Genomic DNA, 23,066 nt, shown 5'->3' with positions numbered 1-23,066 from the left:
ATCCGTCTCACCGCACGATAATGAGGAGTGAGCCATGCTGGGCCGCGAAGTTCCCAACGTTACCCTGAAGACCCGCGTCCGCGACGAGACCGTCGAAGGGCCGAACCCGTTCCGCTGGCAGGATGTCCAGACCGGCGATCTGCTCGGCAAGGGCCGCAACGTCGTGTTCGCGCTCCCCGGCGCCTTCACACCGACCTGTTCGACCGAGCAGTGCCCGGCCTATGAACGCAGCTATGACGATCTGAAGGCCGCCGGCGCCAGCGAGGTTTACTGCCTCTCGGTCAACGATGCCTTCGTGATGTTCCAGTGGGGCAAGAATCTGGGGCTCAGCAAGACCAAGCTGCTGCCCGATGGATCGGGCGATTTCACCCGCCGCATGGGCATGCTGATCAACAAGGACCATCTTGGCTTCGGCGATCGTTCGTGGCGCTATGCGATGGTGGTCGACGACGGCAAGGTCGTCGCCTGGTTCGAGGAACCCGGCATCAACGACGATGGATCGGACGAAGATCCCTATGGCGTCAGCGCGCCGGAGAACGTCCTCGATTGGCTGAAAACCAACCCGAAGTGAAATCCTCCCCCGCCAGGGGGAGGTGTCAGCGCAGCTGACGGAGGGGGAGGACGCGCGCCGCTTGTTGGTCGCCGTCCTCCCCCTCCGTCGCTTTCAGCGCCATCTCCCCCTTGCGGGGGAGGATTTAACCTAACGCTCGATGCACATGGCGATGCCCATGCCACCACCGATGCACAGGGTCGCCAGACCCTTCTTCACGTCGCGCTTCTGCATTTCGTAGAGCAGCGTCGTCAGCACGCGGGCGCCCGATGCGCCGACCGGATGGCCGATCGCGATCGCGCCGCCGTTGACGTTGACGATGTCGGGATTCCAGCCGAGTTCCTTGCCGACTGACAGCGCCTGCGCTGCGAAGGCTTCGTTCGCTTCGATCAGTTCGAGGTCGTTCAGCGTCCAGCCGGCCTTTTCGAGCGCGATGCGCGTCGCGGGGGCCGGGCCTATGCCCATGATCGCCGGATCGACGCCGCACGTCGCCCAGCTGGCGATGCGGCCCAGAACGGGGGCACCGCGATCGGCGGCATCCTTGCCCGACATCACCACGATCGCGGCAGCGCCGTCGTTGATGCCGCTGGCATTGGCCGCGGTCACGCTACCGTCCTTCTTGAAGGCCGGCTTCAGGCCGGCAACCGACTCGATCGTCGCGCCGTCGCGGATATATTCGTCATTCTCGACGATCGTATCGCCCTTGCGCCCCTTGATCGTCACGGGAACGATCTCGTCCCTGAAACGGCCCGATGCGCGTGCGGCCGAAGCCTTGTTCTGGCTGCCGACGGCGAAGGCATCCTGCTCCTCGCGGGTCACCTGATACTTTTCGGCCAGGTTCTCGGCGGTGACGCCCATGTGATAATTGTTGAAGGCGTCGGTCAGGCCGTCATGCGTCATCGTATCGATGAAGCTGACCGGGCCCATTTTCACGCCGCCGCGCAGATATTGCGCATGCGGGGCCATCGACATGCTTTCCTGCCCGCCCGCGACCACGATGCGCGCATCGCCGCAGCGGATCGACTGGGCCGCGAGCGCCACCGCGCGCAGACCGGAGCCGCACAGCTGGTTGATGCCGACTGCGGTCGCTTCCTGCGGGATGCCCGCCGCCATCGCCGCCTGACGCGCCGGGTTCTGCCCCTGCGCGGCGGTGAGGATCTGGCCGAGCAGGACTTCCTGCACTTCGGCCGGGGCGACGCCCGCCTGGATCAGCGCCGCTTCGATCGCGGTCTTGCCCAGCAGATGCGCTGGGGTGGTGCCGAAAGCACCCATGAAACTGCCGACGGGGGTGCGCTTGGCACCGGTGATGACGATGTCCATCCTGAAAGTCGCTCCTTCTTGCCGCACAAGCGAAGATTCTGCGTCTTCTGCTCGAATCGCGGTGCATTGCCCTGCGACGGGCGGGCCTATCAGCTATTCCGCAACTGCGAAAGCCAGTCGCGAAGCCGGGGCCAGAGCGATGCTTTCGCCCGCCTCCCGACGATCATGCCAACATGCCCTTCGACCAGTTCGATCCGCGTGCCGCCGCGCCAGGCGGTGGCGGCTGGCGTGATACGGTCGGTGGTCGACGCGACGTTCAGGATCGGCATCTGCAGCGTCTCGGCGCGGATCATGCGACCACCGACCTCCCAGCGTCCTTCGCCGCTCGCATTGCCCGCCATCAGCGTCTCCATCAGTTCGCGCGCTGCTGCCATCGTCAGGGGCGCGCCGGCATTGGCCCAGTCCTCCACGGCGATGAAATCGCCTTCGAGCGCGGCGTCGGGATCGAGCCGGCCGAAGCGCACGAACTTCTCCACCGTACGGGCGGGGTCCAGGCCCCAGAATGCTTGCTGCAGAACTTCGAGCGGCAGCAGGCCCAGACCCTCCGAAGTCGGGCGGGCCTTCTCCCACAATTCCCCGAGGTTCGTTCGCGAGTCGGCCGGAAATCCGCTGAAGTCCCACGGCGCGGCGATCAGCGCGACGCCGCTGACCGGCCGCAGCGCAGCCGCTGCCAGCGCCATCGTGCCACCCAGGCAATAGCCCGCAATCGCAGTGTCCGGTCCGACCGCGTCGATCAGGGGGAGGAGTAGCGTTTCGACATGGCCGCCGATCGTCAGATCGCGCTCGTCGGGCTCAGGCGTTCCCCAGTCGAGCAGAAGCGGCCTCAGCCCTTCGTCCGCCAGCCATTGCATAAGCGAATTGTGCGGGGCCAGATCGAGGATCTCGGATCCGTTGATCAGCGACGGCACGAAGATGACCGGCCGGCCGGTGCCGCCAAAGTCACGCAAAGTAGCGCGCCCTGCGCTTGCGGCGATCGTGCCGCTTTGCCCGCGTATCGGCCGTTCCGCCTGCTGATAGGTCTTCAACCCTTCCAGGGCATTGCGTAGCCGTTCGGGCTGTCCCTGGGTTTCGCTGCGCAGCATGTGCAGGAACAGGGGCAGGGGGCGCGGCCTGTGTTGCGGCGCGGCAAGATTCGGTGCTATGGCTTCAGTCATTGGTCAGACGCGCATTTCGAAAGGTGGGGGAGCATGGCGAAAGCGACGGACGGCACGGGCACGGTCATAATCAAAAAATATGCCAATCGCCGGCTCTATAATACCGAGACTTCCAGCTACATCACGCTCGATCATCTTGCGACGATGACGCGCGAGGGCCGGGACTTCAAGGTCATCGACGCGAAGACTGAAGAGGACATCACCCATAACGTCCTGACCCAGATCATCATGGAAGAAGAAACGCGTGGGCAGACGATGCTTCCGGTCAGTTTCCTGCGCCAGTTGATCTCGCTCTACGGCGATTCGATGCAGTCGATGGTGCCGCAATATCTGGAAGCGTCGATGGACGCGTTCCGCCGCAACCAGCAGCAGTTCCGCAGCGCGATGGAAGGTGCCTTTTCGGGCGGCCCGTTCGCCGAAATCGCCAAGCGCAACATGGCGATGTTCGAAGCGGCTGCGTCGGCTTTCCAACCCAAGGGCGGCAAGCCCGCCGATGCGGCCAAGCCCGCGACGTCGGACGACAAGACGAGCGAAGTCGACACCCTCAAGGCGCAGCTCGCTGCCATGCAGGCGCAGATCGACAAGCTGAAGTAAGTTTACCTTCATCCTCCCCCGTCAGGGGGAGGTGTCAGCGCAGCTGACGGAGGGGGAGGACGCGAGCCGTTGGTTGGCCGTATCCCCCCCCTTCCGTCGCTTTCAGCGTCACCTCGCCCTGGCGGGGTAGGATTTAGCAGGTTACGGCTTCACAAACTTCAGCAGGAAGCGATCGCTTTCGCCGATCGCCTGATATTTGGCGCGGTCCTTGTCACCCAGCTTGTAGGTTGGCGGCAGCGTCCACACGCCCTCGGGCCAGTCATGCGTGTCCTTCGGGTTCGCATTGACCTTGGATTCGCCGACCAGCTTGAAGCCTGCGGCGGTCGCGAGGCGGATCACGGTCGACTTCTTGATATAGCCGCTCGATTTTTCCAGCGCGCTGTCCTTTTCTTCGGGCAAGCGATGATCCTCGACGCCCAGGATGCCGCCCGACTTCAGTGCGGCATAGAAGTCACCGAACGCCTTCGCCGCGACCGGCTCGCCCGCCATGATCATATTGTGGACGTTCCGGAACGTCACCACGCGATCGGCGGTGCCGGCGGGGATCGTGCTCGGTGCGGTGTTGCTGAACGAATAAGCGGTAATCGGACCCCAGAAGCCGACATTCTTTTCCGCCAGTGTCTTGAAGCTCGCGGCGCCCCGCTCGCTCGGCATGGCGATATAGCTGCCCTTTTCGCGCAGCATGGGAGCGAGGATGGCGGTGAACCAGCCGCCGCCGGGCTGATATTCGATCACAGTCTGGGTCGGCTGGATGCCAAAGAATTCGAGTGTTTCGACCGGGTGGCGATATTTATCGCGGGCGCGATCCGCCTCGCTGCGCTGCGGATCGGCCACAGCCGTCAGGATGCCGGGATTGGAAAGCGGCTTGGCCGCGATCGTGATGGCGGGCACCGCGGCCAAAGCGGCGGCGGCAAGCAATAGATGGCGCAATCCAAATCTCCCTATTGAAGCGATACGGTATCATGACGCATGGGGCCGAACGTGCAATCAGACTATGCGATCCCTGCGCTGATTTTAGGCGTGCTCACCATAGTGACGATGATCGGCGAGCGTGTCGCGCTGCGCCGGCGCGTTCCGGGGCGTCCGGGGCTGATCCCCTGGTCGCTGCTGACGATCCTGCTGTTGATCGTCACCGCCTTCCTGGTGGCGGCGTGGATACGCGGGGGCTAAGGATTCCGGCGAGAAGGGGAGGGGACGATCGATGCTGAAGCTTTTTATCGGCAACAAGGCGTATAGCAGCTGGTCCCTGCGCGGCTGGCTGGCGGTCAAGCAGTCGGGCCTGCCGTTCGAGGAGGTCGTGGCCCCGCTCTATGACGATGCCTGGGATGCGCGTCGGCAGGAGCCCGATTTTGCACCGTCGAACGGCAAGGTGCCAATTCTGTGGGACGGCGACGTGCCTGTCTGGGAATCGACCGCGATCATCGATCATCTCGCGGACAAGGTGGGCCTCGATCGCTTCTGGCCCACCGATTTTGCGGCGCGTGCCTTTGCACGCTCGATCTCGGCAGAGATGCATGCCGGCTATGTCGACCTGCGTCGCCACTGCACGATGAATCTGCGCCACGTCTATCCGCCCGAGCCGCTGCCGCCCGAGGTCCAGGCCAATGTGCAGCGGATCACCTCGCTGTGGGATCAGGCGCGCACGCGGTTCGGCGCGGGCGGAGACTATCTTTTCGGCGCGTTCGGCGCGGCGGACATCATGTTCTCGGCGGTGGTGACGCGCTTCCACACCTATTCGATCCCGCTTCCAGCGCTGGCGGCGGCGTATTGCGAGGCGGTGCGTGCGCATCCGTTCATGGTCGAATGGCTGGAAGGCGCTTCGCGCGAGGCGTGGATCATCGACAAGTTTGAGCGGGCGGTTCAGTAAGGCGTCCCATCCCTGCGCCGATACGCGCCGTCGCTCAGGTGCATGTCGATGTCGGGATAGTGGCAGTCGGTGCTGCTCGGTTTTCCGATCGCCACGAACACGCAGTCGGCCTCGCTTTCGTTGACGAGGTGGTGGGCGTTGCCATCCCCCTTGGGAAAGGCGAGCACGTCCCCCGGGCCAACGGTCGTGCGACCGTTGTCGTCGATCAGAACCGCCTCGCCCGCGATCATCACGACCAGCTCGTCTTCGCCTTCGTGCCAGTGGCGCTGGCCGGACCAGCCGCCGGGTTTCAGCACGACATGGCTCGCCCCGAAATCGGTTATTCCGGTCGCCGGCGCTAGGCGGCGATAGAACCGGTTCTGGACGTCGTTCGAATAGGGCGCCGGATATCCGGTGGCGTTGGTCTGTGGAACGGCGTCTAGATCGATGCGCGGCATATGGTCCTCCCATGGTTATGGTGGCACATCGGGGCATGAAGGGAAGGGTGATGTTGCGCTGGGGGATGCTGTGTCTGATCGCGGTCACGCAGGCTGCCCCCGTATCCGCGCGCGAAACCGGCCGGCGCGCAACGCTTTCGGCGAAGATCGATCCCAACAGCGATTATGCCAGGTTCGTCCGCCGCCTGCGAGATGGCGACACCGCGATCGACTATGCCGCCTTCCGGCAAAGCTATACCCGCCTATCGGGCTATGACGGGTTCGATCGGCTCGATACCGCGCCGGCTTATGCGGCGTTGCGCGAGGGGAAGGTCGGGCTCGCGCTCGATATTGCGGTGAAGCGGCTCGACGTTGCTTATGTCGATATCGAAGCGCATCTGATCGCGGTTGCGGTCTATCGGATGATGGGCCTTCCCGACAAAGCCGATGAGGCGACCGCGATCGCGCGCGGCCTGATGACGGCGCTGCGCGCGACCGGCGACGGGAAGGGGCCGCAGACCGCCTACAGACCGATCCTGCTGGGTGAGGAATATCTGCTGGCCAATGCATCTGGCCTGCGCGTCGCGGGGCGCGAAGAACTGCGCGGGCATGACGTGCTGCGCGTCGTCGATCCGAAGACCGGCGCGAAATCCGACATCTGGTTCGACAGCGCGGGCTTTTCGGTTAATAGCCCAGCGCCCGACAAATAGAGGTTTCATGTCGCTCGATCCGATCGCCCTTGCCGAACGCCTGATCGCCTGTCCCAGCGTCACCCCCGCCGATGCGGGCGCGATGGGCGTACTGGCGCACGTGCTGGAGGGGATCGGCTTCACCGTGCATCGCTTCGCCGCCGGCGAGGCGCCCGACGGGCCGATCGAGAATCTGTTTGCGATGCGCGGGCATGGCGCGCCGCATTTCGCCTTTGCGGGGCATACCGACGTGGTGCCGGCAGGGGAGGGCTGGTCGGCCGATCCGTTCGTCCCCGCGATCCGGGGTGACCTGCTCTACGGGCGCGGCGCGGTCGACATGAAGGGGGCGATCGCCGCCTTCGTCGCGGCGGCCGATCGGGTGTCGGAACATCACGGCACGCTCAGCCTGATCATCACCGGCGACGAGGAAGGGCCGGCGACGTACGGCACGGTCGCTCTGATCGACTGGATGGCGGCGCGCGGCATCCGGCCTGACTTGTGCCTTGTCGGCGAACCGACCTCGACCCACCGGCTCGGCGACATGGTCAAGATCGGGCGGCGCGGTTCGGTTAATATCTGGATCGAGGTGCCGGGGACGCAGGGGCATGTCGCCTATCCGCATCTGGCCGACAATCCCGTGCCGCGCCTGATCGCCGCGCTCGACGCGCTGGCGAAGCTGCACCTCGACGACGGCAATGACTGGTTCCAGCCGTCGAACCTGGAGATTACCACGGTCGACGTCGGCAATGGCGCGACCAACCTGATCCCCGGCGCGGCCCGCGCGCGGATCAACATCCGCTTCAACGACGAACATCGCGGCGTCGATCTGATCGCGCGGGTCGAAGCGATCGTGAAGGCCCATGCGCCGACCGCTAATGTCCGCGGCATCGTCTCGGGCGAGAGTTTCGTCACGAAGCCGGGCGCGCTTTCGACGCTGGTGGCGGACGCGATCCGCGAGCGTACGGGGATCGATCCCGAATTGTCGACGACGGGCGGGACGAGCGACGCCCGCTTCCTGTCGCGCCTGTGCCCGGTGGTGGAATTCGGCCTGCCCAATGCGACGATGCACAAGCTCGACGAGGCGGCGGCGGTGGCCGACATCGAGGCGCTGGCGGATATCTACGCGGATATCATCCGGGCGGCGCTGGCCTAAATCCTCCCCCGGAGGGGGAGGGGGACCGGCGCAGCCGGTGGAGGGGTAGCTTGCCGCAAGGGCATCGCTGCCGGCCAATACCCCTCCGTCACGCCTTCGGCGCGCCACCTCCCCCTCCGGGGGCGGATCTTTATTGAATCGGATCCGGCAGTTTCGGCATCGGCGGGAGTTTGTGGCCGAACTGCAGGTAGGGGATCAGCGAGTTGTTGTGCTCGCGGATTTCCTTGATCTTGCCGCCTTCGATCCGGATCAGGAAATGATAGTCGTTGGCATAGATGCTGCCATCGATCAGCGGGCCTTCGCCGCGGGTTTCCACCGCAACGCGATCCTCCTCCGCAGTGACGTTGCGGACCACCATCTTGAACGGTCCCGCGCGCACCGCGCGGAAGGCGTTGGCCACGGTGAGAAACGTCTCGCGATCGAGCACGCCGCGCCCCGGCACCCACCAAGTGACGTCGTCGGCGAGCAGGCTCATGTCGCGCGCGCCTGACGATATCGAATTGATGAAGCGAATCGCGAGCTCCCTATTCTCTGCGACGCTCATAGTGCCCCTCCGTGGCTGCTTATTCTTCAGCCATATAATCGGCGAAGGCTTGCTGCCAGTCGGGGTGCCAGCGCGATAATGCAGGACGGTTCTCGATGATGTCGCCTATCGCCCACGCCATCCGCTTCTCGTCCATATCGCGGGTGACATCATTGTCGGGGCAGAGAATGTAGAAATCGCCGACATCGATCCGGTCGATCATCAAGTCGGCGACCTGTTCGGCGCTCCACGCGGCGGCCGGCTTCTCGGTCGCGCCGCCGCGCTGGGTCATGCCGGTGAAGGTGTAGCCGGGGATGAGCAAGTGCGCGCTGATCCGATTGCCCGTCTGTTCGCGCAAGGAATGCGCCAGCCCTTCGGTCAGCGCCTTCACGCCCGATTTGGCGACGTTGTAGGCGGTGTTGCCGGGCGGCTGGGTGATGCCCTGCTTGGAGCCGGTGTTGATGACGATGCCCGGCTTGTCGCTTGCGATCATCGCCGGCACGAACGCCTGCACGCCATTGAGGACGCCCATCAGGTTGATCGCGATCGTGCGATCCCAAATGTCGGCACCCGAAAGACTGTCCGCCCCGCCATGAATCGCGGCATTGTTCATCAGCAGCGCGACGGGGCCGAAGCGATCGCGCACGTCCGCTGCCAGTTTGTCGACCGCGCTCCGGTCACTCACGTCGACGACGAAGCCTTCGCCGATGCCCTTGGCGGCGTCGATCACGCCGGGAGCGCTGTCGATCAGGCAGACCGTCATGCCCTTCGCCGCAAGCCGTTTTGCGACGGCAAGCCCGATACCGCCTGCCGCGCCGGTGACGACCGCGACATTGCCGGGGGAGATCGCGTCCATCGGCCGATCCTTTCATACTGGGGAAGCTGGTACGGGCGGTCGGACTCGAACCGACATGTTGTTGCCAACGGCGGATTTTGAATCCGCTGCGTCTACCATTCCGCCACGCCCGCAGCTGGAAGGATCGATCCTCTAGGCAAGGATCACGGCTATTTCCAGCCCAGAGTTTGGGCGGCTAAGAAAGGATCATTATCGGGGGAGCGGCATTGGCGCGATCGAGACGACGTAAGACCCAGGTATATGGACGAACGGACGGCAATGATCGCCTGATCCGGCTTGGCATCTTCATCCTTTGGCTCGCGCTGGTCGCGGTCCAGATCGCCCATCATGCGGTGTGGCGCGATGAGGTTCGCGCGCTTTCGTTCGCGTTGCAGGGCGACGATGTGGTCGCCATGTGGCGCGGGCTGCGCGGCGATGCGCATCCGGCCTTGTGGCATTTGATGCTACGCGGAGGCTATGCGCTGACCGGGCGGATGGAGGTGCTGCAGGGGCTGGCGCTGCTGGTCGCGAGCGCGGCGATGGCGCTTCTGCTGTGGCGCGCGCCGTTTCACTGGGCGGTGCTGGCACTGTTCGCCTTCGGGCACGCCGCCTTCTTCGAATATGCGGTGATCGCGCGCAATTACGGCATTTCGATGCTGCTGCTGTTCGTGGTGGCGGCTTTGTGGCGATGGCGCGGGCGCGGCATCACGATCGGGCTGCCGCTCGCGTTGCTGGCGAACACCAATGTCCATTCGGCTTTCCTCGCCTGCCTCATAGTGGGCGTGTGGTTGCTCGATCGCGGGCGTGATGCGGGCAGCGGGCGCGTGAAGGTCATCAATGCCGTGCTGGTCGCCCTGGCCGTGATCGCGGCGTTCCTGACGGTCTATCCGACATTCAACGACGCCGTGACCGACGCGCAGCCACCGCGCACGCTGATCGATCTTGCATGGGCCGTGGCGAATCCGGCGCCGTGGTTTGCGGAGATAATGCTGCGCCCGCCGACCAAGCTGCTCGCGCCGCTAGGGATCGTGCCCGGACCTTGGCTCGGCTGGGCGATGTCGGCGCTGATGTTTGTCAGCCTGCTCACCCTTGTTCGCCGCCCGCTGCTGCTGCTCGCCGGTGCGATGGCATTGGTGGGCCTGACCTTGTTGTTTTGTGGGGTCTATATCGGTTTCTACCGGCATGAGGCGCTGTGGATGCTGTTCATGCTGACGCTCGCGTGGATCGGCTGGGATGCGCGGGCGCGGCGGGGCGTGGTCGAAAAGGTCGGCTGGGGCGCCTTCGCGGTCATCCTGGCGCTGCAGGTACCGAGCGGAATCAAGGGCGTGGTCGAGGCGGTCACTGGTGCCACGCCCTTTAGCCGTAGCCGCGACGTCGCGCGCTTCATCAAGGCGCGGCCCGCGCTCGATCGCGCGATCATCATGGGCGATCCCGATCACGTGCTCGAGCCGCTGCCTTATTATCTCGACAATCCGATCTATCAGATGCGGCAAGGCCGATTCGGCAAGATCGTGCCGTTCACCCGAAACGCGCGCCGCGATCTCGGCCTCGACGATTTCGTTGCGCAGGCGCACGCGCTTCAAAAGTCGGAAGGGCGGTCGGTGCTGATCCTGCTGCGCCACAGGCTCGATCCCGATGTGCGCGGTGGGGTGATCAACGAAGGCTATGGCTGGACGATCGACCTGCGCCGTGACCAGGTCCGCCGCTTCCTCGGCGCGACGCGGCGGATCGCCAGCTTCCCAAAGGCGAAGGGCGACGAATATTACGACGTCTACTGGGTGAAGGAGCGGGGGTAGGCGACCTACGCCTCGTCATTGCGAACGTAGTGGCGCAATCCGTCTCTTGCGCGGGAGATGGATTGCGGCGTCGCCTGCGGCTCCTCGCAATGACGAATTAGGGAGGCTCAGGCCGCGCGGCGCTGACGGCGGGCTTTTTCGAGCTTCTTGATCACCATGTCGCGCTTCAGGCGCGAGAGGTGGTCGATAAAGAGAATGCCTTCGAGATGGTCCATCTCGTGCTGCAGACAGGTCGCCAGCATGCCTTCGAGCTTCTCTTCATGCTTAGCGCCGGTCTCGTCGAGCCAGCGTGCGTGGACCATCGCCGGGCGCTCGACCTCGGCATATTGATCGGGGACCGACAGGCAGCCTTCGTTATAGACCGAGAAATCGTCGGACGGATCGAACAGTTCGGGGTTGATGAAGACGAGCGGCTTGCGGATCGGCTTGCCCTCCGCATCTTCCTCTTCCTGCAGGTCGATCACCAGCACGCGCTTGGGCACGCCGATCTGGATCGCGGCAAGGCCGATGCCCGGTGCGTCGTACATCGTCTCGAACATGTCCGCGATCAACAAGCGCAGATCGTCGTCGACCGTCTCGACGGGGGTCGAAATGGTACGCAGAAGCGCGTCGGGCGCTTCGAGGATCGGACGGATAGCCATGCCGCTCAGCTAGGTATTGCGGGGCGAATCGTCAAGGAATTCAGGCGACCGGCCTTCTGGCACGCAATGCCTGTGCAAGCGTGCCTTCATCGAGATAGTCGAGTTCGCCGCCCACGGGCACGCCATGCGCGAGCTGGGTGAGCCGCACCGGCAGCGCCTCGAGCCTGTCCGCGACATAATGCGCCGTGGTCTGGCCTTCGAGCGTGGCGTTGGTCGCGAGCACCACCTCATCGATCCCGCCGGCCGCCACGCGGGATACAAGTGCGTCGATCGACAGATCCTCGGGCCGCACGCCTTCGAGCGCGGAAAGCCGCCCTCCCAGCACGTGATAGCGACCCGGAAACAGCCGCGATCGATCGAGCGCCCACAGATCGGCCACTTCCTCGACCACGCACAGCATCCGCGTGTCGCGGCGCGGATCGGCGCAGACCGCGCAGGGATCGGTCGTGTCGACATTGCCGCAGGTGGAGCAGCTCGTCAGCCGCTCGTTCACCCGTTCGAGTGCATGCAGCAGCGGGGTCAACGCCGCTTCGCGCTTCTTGAGCAGGTGGAGCACCGCGCGCCGAGCCGATCGCGGTCCCAGGCCGGGGAGCCGCGCCAGTGCTTGCGTCAGGGCTTCGATCTCGGGAGATGCCATGCGAATAGCGATATGGGCTTGCATATGGACCGTGCAAGCGTTTCAGAAGCGCGATGCGTATCGCCTTCATGGGAACCCCCGATTTCGCCGTGCCGACGCTCGACGCGCTGGTCGCTGCTGGGCACGAGATCGTCGCCGTCTATTGCCAGCCGCCCCGGCCCGCCGGGCGCGGCAAAGGGCTGCGCGCGTCGCCGGTTCAGGCGCGTGCCGAGGCGCTGGGCTTGCCCGTCCGCTATCCGGTGACGCTGCGCGATGCGGACGAGCAGGCGGCGTTCGCGGCGCTCGATCTGGATGTCGCGGCGGTCGCGGCCTATGGGCTGATCCTGCCGCTGCCGATCCTCGAGGCGCCGCGCCTCGGCTGTCTCAATGTCCACGGCTCGCTGCTGCCGCGCTGGCGCGGGGCCGCGCCGGTCCAGCGCGCCATCTTGGCCGGCGACGAGAAAACCGGCGTCATCATCATGCAGATGGAAAAGGGGCTCGACACCGGCCCGATGCTTGCAACGTTTGAAACGCCGATCGACGGGAAGACCGCGGGCGAGTTGACGGTTGAACTGGCCGAGGGGGGCGCGAAGTTGATGGTCGAGGTTTTGGCCGAGCACGCCGCCTTTCCGCCGGTGGTGCAGCCTGACGAGGGCGTGACCTATGCCGCCAAGATCGACAAGGCCGAGAGCCGGATCGACTTCGCGCAGCGAGCCACGCAGGTCGAGCGGCAGATTCGGGCCTTCAATCCGATTCCCGGCGCCTTCTTCGAATTGAACGGCGAGCGCATCCGAATCCATGCCGCGACGGTTGAGGAAGGGCAGGGCGCCCCCGGCACGGTGATCGACGATCGGTTGCTGATCGCCTGCGGCGATGGCGCAATCCGGCCGTCTCTCGTCCAGCGCGCAGGCAAGGGAATCATGACCACGGCTGAATTGCTGCGCGGATTCGCGATCCCTGCCGGCACCCTCGTGGCATGACGCGCTTCCGCCTGACGGTCGAATTCGACGGGCGGCCCTTCATGGGCTGGCAACGGCAGGCGCATGGTCCCACGGTTCAACAGGCGATCGAGGAAGCCGTGGCACGCACCACTGGCGAGACGGTCGTTCTTCACGCCGCCGGCCGCACCGATGCGGGGGTTCATGCCCGCGCGATGACGGCGCATGTCGACATCGCAAAGGACATTGCGCCGTTTCGGTTGATGGAGGCGATCAACGCGCTGATCCGCCCCGCGCCGGTCGCAATCCTCGGATGCGAAGTCGTGCCGGACGACTGGCATGCGCGCTTCTCGTGCCTCGGGCGACGCTACATCTACCGCATCGTCAACCGCCGCGCGCCGCTGACGTTCGAACATGGCCTCGCCTGGCGGGTCGCCAATGAACTTGATGCGCAGGCGATGAACGATGCCGCCCAGCGGCTCGTCGGGCTACACGATTTCACCACCTTCCGGTCGGCACACTGTCAGGCTGAAAGCCCGGTCAAGACGCTCGACCGGCTCGATGTGCGCCGGATCGACGACGTGATCGAGATCGAGGCCGCCGCGCGATCGTTTCTGCACCATCAGGTGCGGTCGATGGTCGGGTGCCTGATGCTGGTGGGGCAGGGGCGATGGAGCGCGGACGATCTGTCCGATGCGCTGGAAGCCGCCGATCGCGCAGAACTGGGCCTCAATGCGCCGCCTGATGGGCTGTATTTCGTGGAAGCGCGCTACCCGGAGTAACCGCCGTTCGTGTCGAGCGAAGTCGAGACACGCTCACGCACGCCCAGCCAATGTGCTCGACTTCGCTCGGCACCAACGGGTCACTACAGAAATGGCTACATAGAAAACGGGCGCCCCTTCCGAAGAAGGGACGCCCGTTGAAGTTATTCAGATCGACCCCTTGCGGGGCCGAACGATTACTTCTTCGCCGCTTCCGCGTCCGCAGCGTTCTCGACCGCGTCAGCCGCGTTCTCAAGGCTGCTCTCGACGGCCTCGTTCGAGGTCGCGTCAGCAGCGTTCTCAAGCGCGTCGGCGGTGTTTTCCAGCGCAGCGACGTTGTTGTCGATGGCGTTCTCGGCAGGCGTCTGCTTGCTGCAGGCGGCCAGCGCGATCAGGCCAGCAGCGGCGACGACAAAGCTCAGCTTCTTCATTCGAGCAGCTCCCATAGCATTCTTATAAGGTTCGGCTCGAATGCCGACCCAGCGGGTGACATACCGTGCCCCAAATCCGCGTCAATGCGAAAAGTGAATGTTCCTAGAACGTAATGGCCCCTTGGCATCTTCGCGGACTCCCCGCAAACGCCTGTTTTCCGCCAAGGTTCCGAAAAAAATTGTGCGCTGCAGCTATTGCGCGGCGATCTCGTCGACCGGCAGCTTTTCCGCCAGCGACATGCGATCGAGGATGTTGGCGGTTTCATCGCGAACCGCCAACATCGCGGCGCGCAGCCGGCAAACCGCCTCGTCGACGCAATTGTCGCACGGCGCATAAGCCAGCCGCGCGGCGCAGGGGACCAGCGCCAGCGACCCGCGTGTCGCGCGCACGATATCGCCATAAGTGATCCGGTCGGGCGATCGGGCGAGCCAGTAGCCGCCTTCCTTGCCGCGCATCGTTTCGACGAAGCCGGCGCGTTTCATCTCGGACAGGATCACCGTCAGGAATTTCGACGGGATGTTCTGCGCCTCGGCGATCTCGGTCAGCTGGACCGGGCCTTCGCCATAGCGGTCGCCCAGGTGGAGCAGAGCGCGGATCGCATAACGGGTACGTTGAGATAGCACGCGCCGCTTTAGACGCCGAAGCGCGAAAGTTGCAAGCGGTGGTAGACAATGGGGCGATCGACGGGGATTGAACCCGCAACCTCCGGTACCACAAACCGGCGCTCTAACCAATTGAGCTACGACCGCCACAAGGCATCCGCCCCGTGATCGGGGCTGGGATGGCGCTCCATAAGAGCGCCCCCACCACCCGTCAAGCAGGATGGTCTTAGTTCGTCGACATCTCCGCCTCGAACAGCGCCTTCAACGCCGGCAGGCTGACCTTGAGCGAAGGCGTGCGCGGGAAATCGGCCATCTCGATGATCTTCACCGGCACCTGATACGGCATCAGCCGCTCGCGCAGGAAGGCGACGAATTCCTCCTGGGTCGGTGCATCGGTGTCCGCACGGCGGATGAAGGCCGCGACCGGCACCTCGCCCAGCCGCCGATCCGGCATGCCCGCGACGGTCGCCTCACGCACGGCCGGATGCTGCTCCATTGCGCGGATCACGTCGTCGGGCAGGATCTTGAAGCCGCCGCGGATGATGGCGTTGTCGTACCGCCCCTTGATCCACAGGAAGCGGTCCTCGTCGACGACGGCGATGTCGGTGGTGCGGACCCAATCCTTGCCATTGCCGATATTGGGCGCACGGATTTCGAGCAGGCCTTCCATGCCGTAATCCAGCACGTTGCCGCTTTCGGGATCGACGGTGCGCGCCTCGGCACCCGGATTGAGCCGGCCGACCGAGCCGCGCTTACCCGTTTCCCAATGGTCCTTGAAATCCTGCAGCGTCCAGCCCGCCGCGCCACCCGCAAACTCGGTCGCGCCGTAGTTCTGGAGCACGGGGATGCCGTATTTCTTGTAGAAGGCGTCCGCCAGATCGGGATCGAGCGGTGCGGTGCCGGTGCGATAGGCTACCAGGCTCGACAGATCTTCCCTGGGGATATCGGCATCGAGGATCATACGCAGCGCCGAAGGCGGCGCGCCGGCGACCTTGGGGCGGTGGCGGACCACGGCGTCGCGGAACGCCTCGACGCTGAACTTGTCGATCAGGCAGATTCGACGGCCTGCGAGCAAGGGATTCATGATTCCTGTGATGCCCGCAATATGGGCGAGCGGCGCGGTGACCACCTGCACGCCCGAACGCAGCTTCATGGGCGCGTCCTGGTCGCGGCCCTTTTCATAGGATGCCGCGCTCATCAGCGCCTTTTCGAAATTGCGGGCAGCCAGCGGGATACGCTTCGGCGTACCGGTCGTGCCGCTCGACAGCATCTCGATCGCGATGCCCGGGGCGTCGCGGTTGAACACGGCATCCGGCTTCGCTTCGCAGACGACGCGCACGCTCTTGCCCGAGAAAGCGAGGCCGAGCGATCCGGCGACCTTGGCGGCGTCGAGGACGCCGGGGCGCTCCCAATCTTCATCGAGCGCCAGGATCACGGGCGCCGCCACCTTCTCGACATCGGTCGCCAGCTTGTCGGCGGGGGCCGAGGCGTTGAGCGTCGCGAGGCAACGGTTGGTCGTGAACAACGCGATCAGCGTGGATACGAATTCGGGCCGGTTGCGCAGGAGGCAGCCGACGCGGACGCCTTCGCCCAGTCCGGCTTCGGTCAGCTTCGCATCGATCGCCGCCGACAGATCGGTCAGGTCGCGCCAGCTATACCAGGCTTTCTCATATTCTAGTTCGGGCGTATCCGGCTCGATCGACGAGACTTCGCGGATCATGTCGGCGAGTTTGCTCATTATGCCCTCTGTCTGACTCGGCCTTGGCTCTAACGGCTGGTTACAAGATTTCTGTCGGGATGCCAGCAAAGAGTTAGTTGTATTGGCGAGGCGCTCGACGAAGCGGTGCCGCGCGCCTACATCGGGCGGCCAAGGAGCCTGCCATGATCGAGATCGAACGCATTCCCGTGCTCAGCGACAATTATGTCTGGCTGGTTCATGATCCGGCAAGCGGGGAAACGACCGTCATCGATCCGGCGGTGGCGGCACCGGTGCTGGCGGCCGCCGATGCGAAGGGCTGGAAGATCAGCCAGATCTGGAACACGCATTGGCACCCGGATCACACTGGCGGCAATGCCGAGATCAAGGCTGCGACCGGCGCGACGATCACCGGCCCCGCAGCCGAGGCTGCGAAAATCCCCACGCTCGATCGCACGGTGGCCGAAGGCGACACGGTGCGGCTCGGCGCGATCGAGGGCAGGGTGCTCGACGTGCCTGCGCATACGGCGGGCCACATCGCCTTTCATCTGCCGAGCGAGGAGACCATTTTTACCGGCGACACGCTGTTCGCGATGGGTTGCGGCCGGTTGTTCGAAGGGACGGCCGAGCAGATGTTCGGCAACATGCGCAAGCTGGCGGCGTTGCCCGAGGAGACTTCGGTCTATTGCGCGCACGAATATACGCTGTCGAACGCGCGCTATGCTCGCGCCGCGGAGCCCGACAATCGGGATATCGCCGCGCGCTTCGACCTCGTGACCGCGCTGCGCGAACGCGGGGAGGCGACCGTCCCGACCACGATCGGGCTCGAGCGCGCCACCAACCCTTTCATGCGTGCCGACAGCGTCGAGGAACTCGCGGCGCGGCGGACCGCGAAGGACAATTTCTAAGAGGGGAGCAGAATGGCAGGCCGATATTTCGACCAGTGGCAGGTGGGCGATCGAATCGCGCATGAGATCAGGCGGACGGTGACGGAAACGGACAACCTCCTGTTCTCGACGATGACGCACAATCCGCAGCCGCTCCACCTCGACGCGCATTTTGCCGCGCAGAGCGAGTTCGGCCGTATCCTCGTCAATTCGACCTTCACCTTCGCGCTGATGATCGGGCTTTCGGTGGGTGACACGACGCTCGGTTCGCTGGTCGCGAATCTGGGCTATGACAAGGTCGTCACGCCAAACCCGGTGTTCATCGGCGACACGATGCGCGCCGAAACCGAAGTCATCGAACTGCGCGCAAGCAAATCGCGGCCTGGCGCCGGCGTCGTCACCTTCCGGCATCAATTGCTCAACCAGCGCGACGAAGTCGTCTGCCAGTGCCTGCGCATGACGCTGATCGCGGGTTCAGTGAGCTAATTCACCCTCCGCAGCGTATCTCGCCCGATCCGCGCTTCGATGTCTTGCACTGCGGGCGGCCAGCGATGTCGATGTCACCCGAACCCAGCACGCTGGCGTCGGCGACGCGGGTCGGGCCGACGTCGATGTCACCCGAGCCCGTTACCGATGCCGTCAGCGTGCCGACGGTGACGCCGCCCGCATGGAGATCGCCCGATCCGGTTACACGCGCGGTCATTGCGTTGGTCTTGCCGGTGAGCGTCAGGTCGCCTGATCCTGTGACGTTGGCGGCGAGCTTGCCGGTCTGAAGCTGCGCGACGGTCAGGTCCCCCGATCCGGTGACCGACGCCGCGAAGGCCGGCGTGCGCACAACATCGACGCTGACGTCACCCGATCCGGTCAGTTCGGCGGAGGTGAGCGCGGGGACGGTGATGTCGACATAGACCGTGTCCTCCTTGCCCCACTTCGTGCTGTTCCAGCCCCAGCTCTTTTCGGACGTGACGACCAGCATATCGCCGCGCGTCTCGACGATCAGCTTGTCGAGCCGGGCTTGCGGTCCGCGTGCGATCACGCTCGGCTTCGCGCCGGTGTGGACCCGCACCGTATAGGGCCCCTCGACCCGCAGCTTGGAGAAGCCCGGTACCGGGAAGGGACGGGTGGCGGCCTGCGCGGAGCAGGCGGCGGCCAGCGCGCAGGCGGCGGCGGTCAGGGCGATCAGCGGGCGGCGGGACATCAGGCGCTCCATTTCTATCTGTATTGCATGAACAATACAGTGGCGTGCCGGTCGACGCAAGCGCGTCAGGCGGCGTTGGCGAGCGGCAGGTCTATCGTGAAGCGCGTGCCTTCGCCGGGGGCGGTTTCGCAGGCGATCGTGCCGCCGTGGCGGCGCACGACGGTGTCGACGAGCGCGAGGCCAAGGCCGACACCTTCGCGCCGTCCGCGCGCGAAGCGCTGGAACAGCCGGCCCTGTTCGGCCTCGGTCATGCCCACGCCCTTGTCGGTGATCACCAGCCGCGCCTTTTCGGTGCAGTGGGTGAGGACGCAACTCACCCGGCCGCCCTCGTCGCTATATTTGATCGCGTTGGACAGCAGGTTGGTGACGGCGCGGGTCAGCAATTGTCGGTCCCCCGGCAGCAGCGGCGGCTCGTCCGGCGTTTCGAGATCGACCACCACGCCGCGCGCGCGGCTCTGAGTCCAAAGCGCATCGGCCGAGTCAATCAGCACGTCGGCCAGATCGACCTCATCTTCGTCGATCGGCTTTGCCTCGGCGCGGGCGAGCTGGACGAAATTCTCGGCCAGGTCGAGCGTGCGCCGCGCCTGCCGCGCGATCCGTGCGGCAAGGTCGGTCGGCATGCCTGCGCCTTCCTGCGTGATCATCGTCAGGATGGCGGATTGCGGTGCGCGCATGTCGTGGCTCAGCAGCTCCAGCGCTTCTTCGCGCCCGCGCTCGGCCTGCTTGAGCCGGGTCGTGTCGGCGATGCGCACGATCCAGCCGATGCGCCGGTCGGCGGCGTCATGCTGCGCGACCCAGCGCAGTTCATAGCTCCGCTCCTGATCGTCACGCAGGTCAATGCCGCCTTCGCTCGGGCCATCGGCATCGATCGGTGCCGCGCCGAGCGTTTCGAGCAGCGGCCCGACGGCAGCCCCGCGTCCGCCGTCGAGGCCAAGCCGTTCGGCCAGCGTACGGGCCTCGTCGTTCGACAGGCTGATGCGGCCTTCCAGATCGGTCACGAACAATGCATCCGGCAGATGGGTGATCGCGTCGGCGAGGAAGCGACGAAGATCGCGCAGGCGATCGATCGCGCCGCGCAGCAGTGCCGCCTGCGTCGTGACTTCGCGGCTCGCCACCGCCGCCGCCTGCGGCAGATCGTCGCGCTCATGTTCGAGAACGCGCAATTCCTCGGTCATGTAGAGGCTGAGCGTGTGGAGCCGGCGCCATCCCCAGAGCGGATAGACGAACAGCAGCCCCATCAGCGTCGCGCCCGGCGGGACCCACAGCCGCCCCCAGTGGAGCAGCGCGAGGCTGCCGCCCAGGATCGCGATCAGCAGGCCGAGCAACAGATAGCCCGTCGCGCTCGGCCCGAGCCGGAGGAAACCGAGCAGCATGATCCACAGAGCCGCGAGGGCCACCGCCAACTGGACGATGGGGGAGGCGGGGGTGATGACATGGCCGTGAAGCAGGGCGTCGAGCAGATGTGCCTGGATCTCGACCCCGGACATCTGGCTGGTGTCGCCGGTGCTGGGGGTCGGATAGGAATCGCCCATGCCATTCGCCGTTGCGCCGACCAGGATGTAGCGGCCGTGCAAGAACTCGGCGGGGATGTTGCCCGACAGGACGTCGGTGAAGGATACCGTCTGGAAATGGCCCGCGCCGCCGCCATAGGGGATCAGGACGGGGCGCTCCTGCCACAGCCCTGGTCGCTTCGTATCGATCGCGGGATCGGGTTTCGTCCCGGCCATTGCGGCGGCGAGTTGAATCCAGCTCTGGCCGCCGCCGCCTTCCTCCAGATTGACCTGGCGGATCACGCGATCGCCATCGAAGCCGACGTTGACGTGGGCGATGCCAGCGGCCGCCGCCTTCAGGTCGCCAGCGGGATCGATTGCGTCGAAAGGCGCGCCATTGGTGCCCGGAACGTCGACGAGCAACGGCAGATATGTGGGCACCCGCCGCATCGCGGAGGCAAGCGCTGCGTCTTGTTCGGTCGGCTCGACGAACAGCACGTCGTATCCGACGGCTTTCGGCTTCGCGGCGGCCAACCGATCAAGCAATTGGGCGTGGACGCTGCGCGGCCACGGCCAAGCGCCGATCTGGCGCAGGCTGGCGCTGTCGATCGCGACGATCAGGATGTCGTCGGGCGGCGTCCTGCGATCGGCCTCCAGCGCGCGATCGTAGAGGATGTTGTCGAGACGGACGGTGACGCGCGCCCAGACGAGGGTCGCCACCAGCAAGCTCGCGACGATGGCGACGGCGAGCCATTCGGCGTAAAGTCGCCTTGGAACTGCCGGGTTGCCGTTGCTCACCTTTTGTCGACCGCCCTTAGTGTTCGCCGCCCTCTCCATCAGGGCCGACGGCTTCCAGGCGATAGCCATAGCTGTAAACCGGCACGAGACGATAGCCGCGCTCAGGCCGCAGCCCCAGCTTTGAACGGATGCGCGAGATATGTGCGTCGAGCGTGCGGGTGGGCAGGTCCGGATTGCGCCCCCACACCATCTCCAGCAGATAGGCACGCGACAGCGGACGATGCAGATTGCGGAACAACGTCGCCGTCAGTTCGAACTCCTTGGCGGTCAGTGCGATCGTGTCGCCGTCGACCGTCACGTTCTGGCGCATCGGGTGGAGCGTGTAAGGGCCGAAGGTCTCGCTGCCGCTTGCCGCTTCGCGCGGGCCGCTGCGCCGCATCAGCGCGTTGATGCGCGCGAGCAGCACGGGCGGCTGGACCGGCTTCACGATATAATCGTCCGCGCCGGCGCCTAGCCCGGTGACGATATCCTCGTCGGCGGAACGGTTGGTCAGCAGCAGCGCGGGCACCGGCAGCTCCAGATTGTTGCGCATCCATTCGAGGATCTCGACACCCGATTTATCGGGCATGTTCCAGTCGAGGATAAGAAGGTCGAACGTGTCCTGACGCAGCCGCGTGGAAAGCGTGCGGGCGTTGGGGAACTCATAGCAGACGTGGCCGGCTTCGGTCAGCGTGCGGGCGACGAAGGCGCGGTCCTGCGGTTCGTCGTCGAGAATCGCGATCCGCATATCAGCACCCCATCCAATGCCGGGTGATGCGCGCCGGCTGCTGCGAAACGATCGACATGCTGCGTTCCCCTTAGTCTTCGTCGCAGGCCACTAACCCGATTTTACAATTTGGTGGACGAGATCTTCACCATCGTTGCAATTGTTTACATGTGAACTTGGGGTGTCAGCTGTCGTCAAGCGATCGTCGCCAAAATGGTGAGGCTTTGCACAAAGAAAAAGGGCGGCCCCGCAGGACCGCCCTCTTCGTATCTCAGGTGAAGCAGCCGATCACTTGTTGTGAATGGCGGCCGCCTTGCGCAGGATGTCGAGGATCTTCTCCATCGCCGCCGGCTCGTCGATCGCTTCCATCGCCGCGAGTTCGCGGGCGAGGCGGCTGGCCGCCGCTTCGAAGATCTGACGCTCCGAATAGCTCTGCTCGGGCTGATCGTCGGCACGGAATAGATCGCGGACCACTTCGGAGATCGACACCAGGTCGCCCGAGTTGATCTTCGCTTCATATTCCTGCGCACGGCGCGACCACATGGTGCGCTTCACCTTGGGCTTGCCCTTCAGCGTGGTCAGCGCCTCGCTCATCGTCACAGACGAGCTGAGCTTGCGCATGCCGACGGCTTCCGCCTTGTTGGTGGGCACGCGGAGCGTCATGCGCTCCTTTTCGAAACGCAGGACGTAGAGCTCAAGTTTGGCCCCGGCGATTTCCTGGCTCTGGAGTTCGACCACGCGGCCGACACCATGCTTGGGGTAAACAACATAATCGCCGACAACGAAGCTCAGCGCCTTGGCAGCCATTTATTCACCTTTCCACGGGAAGCGTCGCTCGATCCCGTCCGGTCCGCGTCCCAATCGGCGGCCGAACGGCAATGATGCGACGCTGTTCAACGGGTTCCTCGTCATGTGCGCGTGCAGAAGCGCACCATCTTGCGACTCTCAATATCAGAGAAAGCCGACAAAATCCAGCATCACGGGGATTTCGCCCCGTATAGTCGCACTGACCCCGTAACGATCGTCTTCATCTGCGGGGTCTCGCGACGACCCCGACGAGGACTCAGTCGCCCTGACCAGGCTCAGCGGAGAAGTGTGCCTCGTACTTTCCAGCAACATTCTTCCACTCATCGGCGTCGGCCGGCGCGTCGCGCTTGCGCGTGATGTTCGGCCACTGATTGGCGAAAGTGTTGTTGAGTTCCAGCCACTTTTCGAGACCGCTCTCGGTATCGGGCAGAATCGCCTCGGCCGGGCATTCGGGCTCGCACACGCCGCAGTCGATGCACTCGCTGGGATTGATCACCAGCATGTTGTCGCCTTCATAGAAGCAGTCGACGGGGCACACCTCGACGCAGTCCATATATTTGCAGCGAATGCAGGCGTCGGTGACGACGTAGGTCATTA

At 64.9% G+C, this 23,066-nt stretch carries 27 protein-coding genes and 2 tRNA genes; 11 read left to right on the top strand and 18 right to left on the bottom strand.

The annotated features are described in order from the left end of the window. Positions 1-34: 34 nt before the first annotated feature. Complete coding sequence (locus tag FYJ91_RS03330) at positions 35-571, top strand: peroxiredoxin (RefSeq protein WP_149520840.1); 537 nt, start codon at positions 35-37, stop codon at positions 569-571. Between the two features lie 129 nt (positions 572-700). Here FYJ91_RS03330 and FYJ91_RS03325 read toward each other — a convergent pair whose 3' ends face one another. Both FYJ91_RS03325 and FYJ91_RS03320 read right to left on the bottom strand, forming a co-directional pair. Continuing rightward, positions 701-1,870, bottom strand: a complete 1,170-nt coding sequence (locus tag FYJ91_RS03325; protein WP_149520839.1) for an acetyl-CoA C-acetyltransferase — start codon at positions 1,868-1,870, stop codon at positions 701-703. An 89-nt stretch (positions 1,871-1,959) separates the two neighbouring features. Then, a complete protein-coding gene (locus FYJ91_RS03320) occupies positions 1,960-3,024 on the bottom strand; it encodes an alpha/beta fold hydrolase (protein ID WP_246152383.1) in 1,065 nt (354 codons plus the stop codon). Positions 3,025-3,057: 33 nt separating this feature from the next. On the opposite strand from FYJ91_RS03320, the gene phaR reads away from it, so the two are divergent. After that, the gene (phaR, locus tag FYJ91_RS03315) at positions 3,058-3,618 is read left to right on the top strand and encodes a polyhydroxyalkanoate synthesis repressor PhaR (RefSeq protein WP_149520838.1); all 561 of its coding nucleotides are present in this window, start codon (positions 3,058-3,060) and stop codon (positions 3,616-3,618) included. A 141-nt stretch (positions 3,619-3,759) separates the two neighbouring features. Here the strand turns inward: phaR and FYJ91_RS03310 are convergent, their stop codons facing one another. Then, complete coding sequence (locus tag FYJ91_RS03310) at positions 3,760-4,548, bottom strand: class I SAM-dependent methyltransferase (RefSeq protein ID WP_149520837.1); 789 nt, start codon at positions 4,546-4,548, stop codon at positions 3,760-3,762. A 51-nt stretch (positions 4,549-4,599) separates the two neighbouring features. On the opposite strand from FYJ91_RS03310, the gene FYJ91_RS03305 reads away from it, so the two are divergent. Together FYJ91_RS03305 and FYJ91_RS03300 are read left to right on the top strand one after the other, a co-directional pair. Continuing rightward, entirely contained in the window at positions 4,600-4,788 is a 189-nt protein-coding gene (locus FYJ91_RS03305; protein ID WP_149520836.1) for a hypothetical protein, read from the top strand. A 31-nt stretch (positions 4,789-4,819) separates the two neighbouring features. Next, the gene (locus FYJ91_RS03300) at positions 4,820-5,485 is read left to right on the top strand and encodes a glutathione S-transferase family protein (RefSeq protein WP_149520835.1); all 666 of its coding nucleotides are present in this window, start codon (positions 4,820-4,822) and stop codon (positions 5,483-5,485) included. On the opposite strand, the gene FYJ91_RS03295 is transcribed toward FYJ91_RS03300, so the two are convergent. Then, positions 5,479-5,922 (bottom strand): cupin domain-containing protein, encoded by a 444-nt coding sequence (locus FYJ91_RS03295; protein ID WP_149520834.1) that lies wholly within the window; start codon positions 5,920-5,922, stop codon positions 5,479-5,481. The two genes, FYJ91_RS03300 and FYJ91_RS03295, sit on opposite strands and share 7 nt — an antisense overlap. A gap of 50 nt (positions 5,923-5,972) precedes the next feature. Here FYJ91_RS03295 and FYJ91_RS03290 point away from each other — a divergent pair, with 50 nt between their 5' ends. Both FYJ91_RS03290 and dapE read left to right on the top strand, forming a co-directional pair. Continuing rightward, on the top strand, positions 5,973-6,611 hold the full coding sequence (locus FYJ91_RS03290; RefSeq protein WP_149520833.1) for a DUF4919 domain-containing protein: 639 nt from the start codon (positions 5,973-5,975) through the stop codon (positions 6,609-6,611). A 7-nt stretch (positions 6,612-6,618) separates the two neighbouring features. After that, positions 6,619-7,743, top strand: coding sequence for a succinyl-diaminopimelate desuccinylase (gene dapE / locus FYJ91_RS03285; RefSeq protein WP_149520832.1), 1,125 nt, complete (start codon positions 6,619-6,621; stop codon positions 7,741-7,743). A gap of 130 nt (positions 7,744-7,873) precedes the next feature. On the opposite strand, the gene FYJ91_RS03280 is transcribed toward dapE, so the two are convergent. From FYJ91_RS03280 to FYJ91_RS03270, 3 genes are all read right to left on the bottom strand, one after another. Further along, the gene (locus FYJ91_RS03280) at positions 7,874-8,287 is read right to left on the bottom strand and encodes a nuclear transport factor 2 family protein (RefSeq protein WP_149520831.1); all 414 of its coding nucleotides are present in this window, start codon (positions 8,285-8,287) and stop codon (positions 7,874-7,876) included. 19 nt (positions 8,288-8,306) lie between these two features. Then, complete coding sequence (locus tag FYJ91_RS03275; protein ID WP_149520830.1) at positions 8,307-9,122, bottom strand: SDR family NAD(P)-dependent oxidoreductase; 816 nt, start codon at positions 9,120-9,122, stop codon at positions 8,307-8,309. A 27-nt stretch (positions 9,123-9,149) separates the two neighbouring features. After that, positions 9,150-9,235, bottom strand: a tRNA-Leu gene (locus FYJ91_RS03270). Between the two features lie 93 nt (positions 9,236-9,328). Here FYJ91_RS03270 and FYJ91_RS03265 point away from each other — a divergent pair. After that, positions 9,329-10,897 carry a glycosyltransferase family protein gene (locus tag FYJ91_RS03265; protein WP_149520829.1) on the top strand — a complete coding sequence of 523 codons (1,569 nt, stop codon included), beginning with the start codon at positions 9,329-9,331 and terminating at the stop codon, positions 10,895-10,897. Positions 10,898-11,004: 107 nt separating this feature from the next. Here the strand turns inward: FYJ91_RS03265 and def are convergent, their stop codons facing one another. Together def and recR are read right to left on the bottom strand one after the other, a co-directional pair. After that, a complete protein-coding gene (gene def, locus FYJ91_RS03260) occupies positions 11,005-11,538 on the bottom strand; it encodes a peptide deformylase (RefSeq protein ID WP_149520828.1) in 534 nt (177 codons plus the stop codon). A 40-nt stretch (positions 11,539-11,578) separates the two neighbouring features. Further along, a complete protein-coding gene (gene recR, locus FYJ91_RS03255; protein ID WP_149520827.1) occupies positions 11,579-12,175 on the bottom strand; it encodes a recombination mediator RecR in 597 nt (198 codons plus the stop codon). A 53-nt stretch (positions 12,176-12,228) separates the two neighbouring features. On the opposite strand from recR, the gene fmt reads away from it, so the two are divergent. Beyond that, the gene (gene fmt, locus FYJ91_RS03250) at positions 12,229-13,134 is read left to right on the top strand and encodes a methionyl-tRNA formyltransferase (RefSeq protein WP_149520826.1); all 906 of its coding nucleotides are present in this window, start codon (positions 12,229-12,231) and stop codon (positions 13,132-13,134) included. Then, positions 13,131-13,874, top strand: coding sequence for a tRNA pseudouridine(38-40) synthase TruA (truA, locus tag FYJ91_RS03245; RefSeq protein WP_149520825.1), 744 nt, complete (start codon positions 13,131-13,133; stop codon positions 13,872-13,874). The genes fmt and truA overlap by 4 nt, the downstream gene beginning before the upstream one ends. Before the next feature lie 176 nt (positions 13,875-14,050). Here truA and FYJ91_RS03240 read toward each other — a convergent pair whose 3' ends face one another. The 4 genes from FYJ91_RS03240 to FYJ91_RS03225 form a co-directional block, all read right to left on the bottom strand. Continuing rightward, positions 14,051-14,284 (bottom strand): hypothetical protein, encoded by a 234-nt coding sequence (locus FYJ91_RS03240; protein WP_127742527.1) that lies wholly within the window; start codon positions 14,282-14,284, stop codon positions 14,051-14,053. Positions 14,285-14,476: 192 nt separating this feature from the next. Next, positions 14,477-14,908 (bottom strand): RrF2 family transcriptional regulator, encoded by a 432-nt coding sequence (locus FYJ91_RS03235; protein WP_149520824.1) that lies wholly within the window; start codon positions 14,906-14,908, stop codon positions 14,477-14,479. Positions 14,909-14,957: 49 nt separating this feature from the next. After that, positions 14,958-15,034: transfer RNA gene (locus FYJ91_RS03230), tRNA-His, on the bottom strand. 79 nt (positions 15,035-15,113) lie between these two features. Further along, entirely contained in the window at positions 15,114-16,625 is a 1,512-nt protein-coding gene (locus tag FYJ91_RS03225) for a class I adenylate-forming enzyme family protein (RefSeq protein WP_149520823.1), read from the bottom strand. Positions 16,626-16,768: 143 nt separating this feature from the next. Here FYJ91_RS03225 and gloB point away from each other — a divergent pair, with 143 nt between their 5' ends. Both gloB and FYJ91_RS03215 read left to right on the top strand, forming a co-directional pair. Next, positions 16,769-17,491 carry a hydroxyacylglutathione hydrolase gene (gene gloB, locus FYJ91_RS03220; protein WP_149520822.1) on the top strand — a complete coding sequence of 241 codons (723 nt, stop codon included), beginning with the start codon at positions 16,769-16,771 and terminating at the stop codon, positions 17,489-17,491. Positions 17,492-17,503: 12 nt separating this feature from the next. After that, positions 17,504-17,956, top strand: coding sequence for a MaoC family dehydratase (locus tag FYJ91_RS03215; RefSeq protein WP_149520821.1), 453 nt, complete (start codon positions 17,504-17,506; stop codon positions 17,954-17,956). A 1-nt stretch (position 17,957) separates the two neighbouring features. On the opposite strand, the gene FYJ91_RS03210 is transcribed toward FYJ91_RS03215, so the two are convergent. The 5 genes from FYJ91_RS03210 to fdxA form a co-directional block, all read right to left on the bottom strand. Continuing rightward, a complete protein-coding gene (locus FYJ91_RS03210) occupies positions 17,958-18,668 on the bottom strand; it encodes a head GIN domain-containing protein (protein ID WP_246152382.1) in 711 nt (236 codons plus the stop codon). Positions 18,669-18,733: 65 nt separating this feature from the next. Then, positions 18,734-20,956, bottom strand: coding sequence for a CHASE2 and HATPase_c domain-containing protein (locus FYJ91_RS03205; RefSeq protein ID WP_246152381.1), 2,223 nt, complete (start codon positions 20,954-20,956; stop codon positions 18,734-18,736). A 16-nt stretch (positions 20,957-20,972) separates the two neighbouring features. Next, positions 20,973-21,683 carry a response regulator transcription factor gene (locus FYJ91_RS03200; RefSeq protein ID WP_149520819.1) on the bottom strand — a complete coding sequence of 237 codons (711 nt, stop codon included), beginning with the start codon at positions 21,681-21,683 and terminating at the stop codon, positions 20,973-20,975. Positions 21,684-21,950: 267 nt separating this feature from the next. Further along, the gene (locus FYJ91_RS03195) at positions 21,951-22,469 is read right to left on the bottom strand and encodes a CarD family transcriptional regulator (protein WP_149520818.1); all 519 of its coding nucleotides are present in this window, start codon (positions 22,467-22,469) and stop codon (positions 21,951-21,953) included. 256 nt (positions 22,470-22,725) lie between these two features. Further along, the gene (gene fdxA, locus FYJ91_RS03190; RefSeq protein WP_149520817.1) at positions 22,726-23,064 is read right to left on the bottom strand and encodes a ferredoxin FdxA; all 339 of its coding nucleotides are present in this window, start codon (positions 23,062-23,064) and stop codon (positions 22,726-22,728) included. Positions 23,065-23,066 lie beyond the last annotated feature (2 nt).

Origin of the sequence: Sphingomonas montanisoli, from assembly GCF_008274695.1 — a bacterium.
Taxonomy (GTDB): Bacteria; Pseudomonadota; Alphaproteobacteria; order Sphingomonadales; family Sphingomonadaceae; genus Rhizorhabdus; species Rhizorhabdus montanisoli.
The sequence above is the reverse complement of the archived record's forward strand: the minus strand, read 5'-3'. Positions and strand labels throughout refer to the sequence as shown.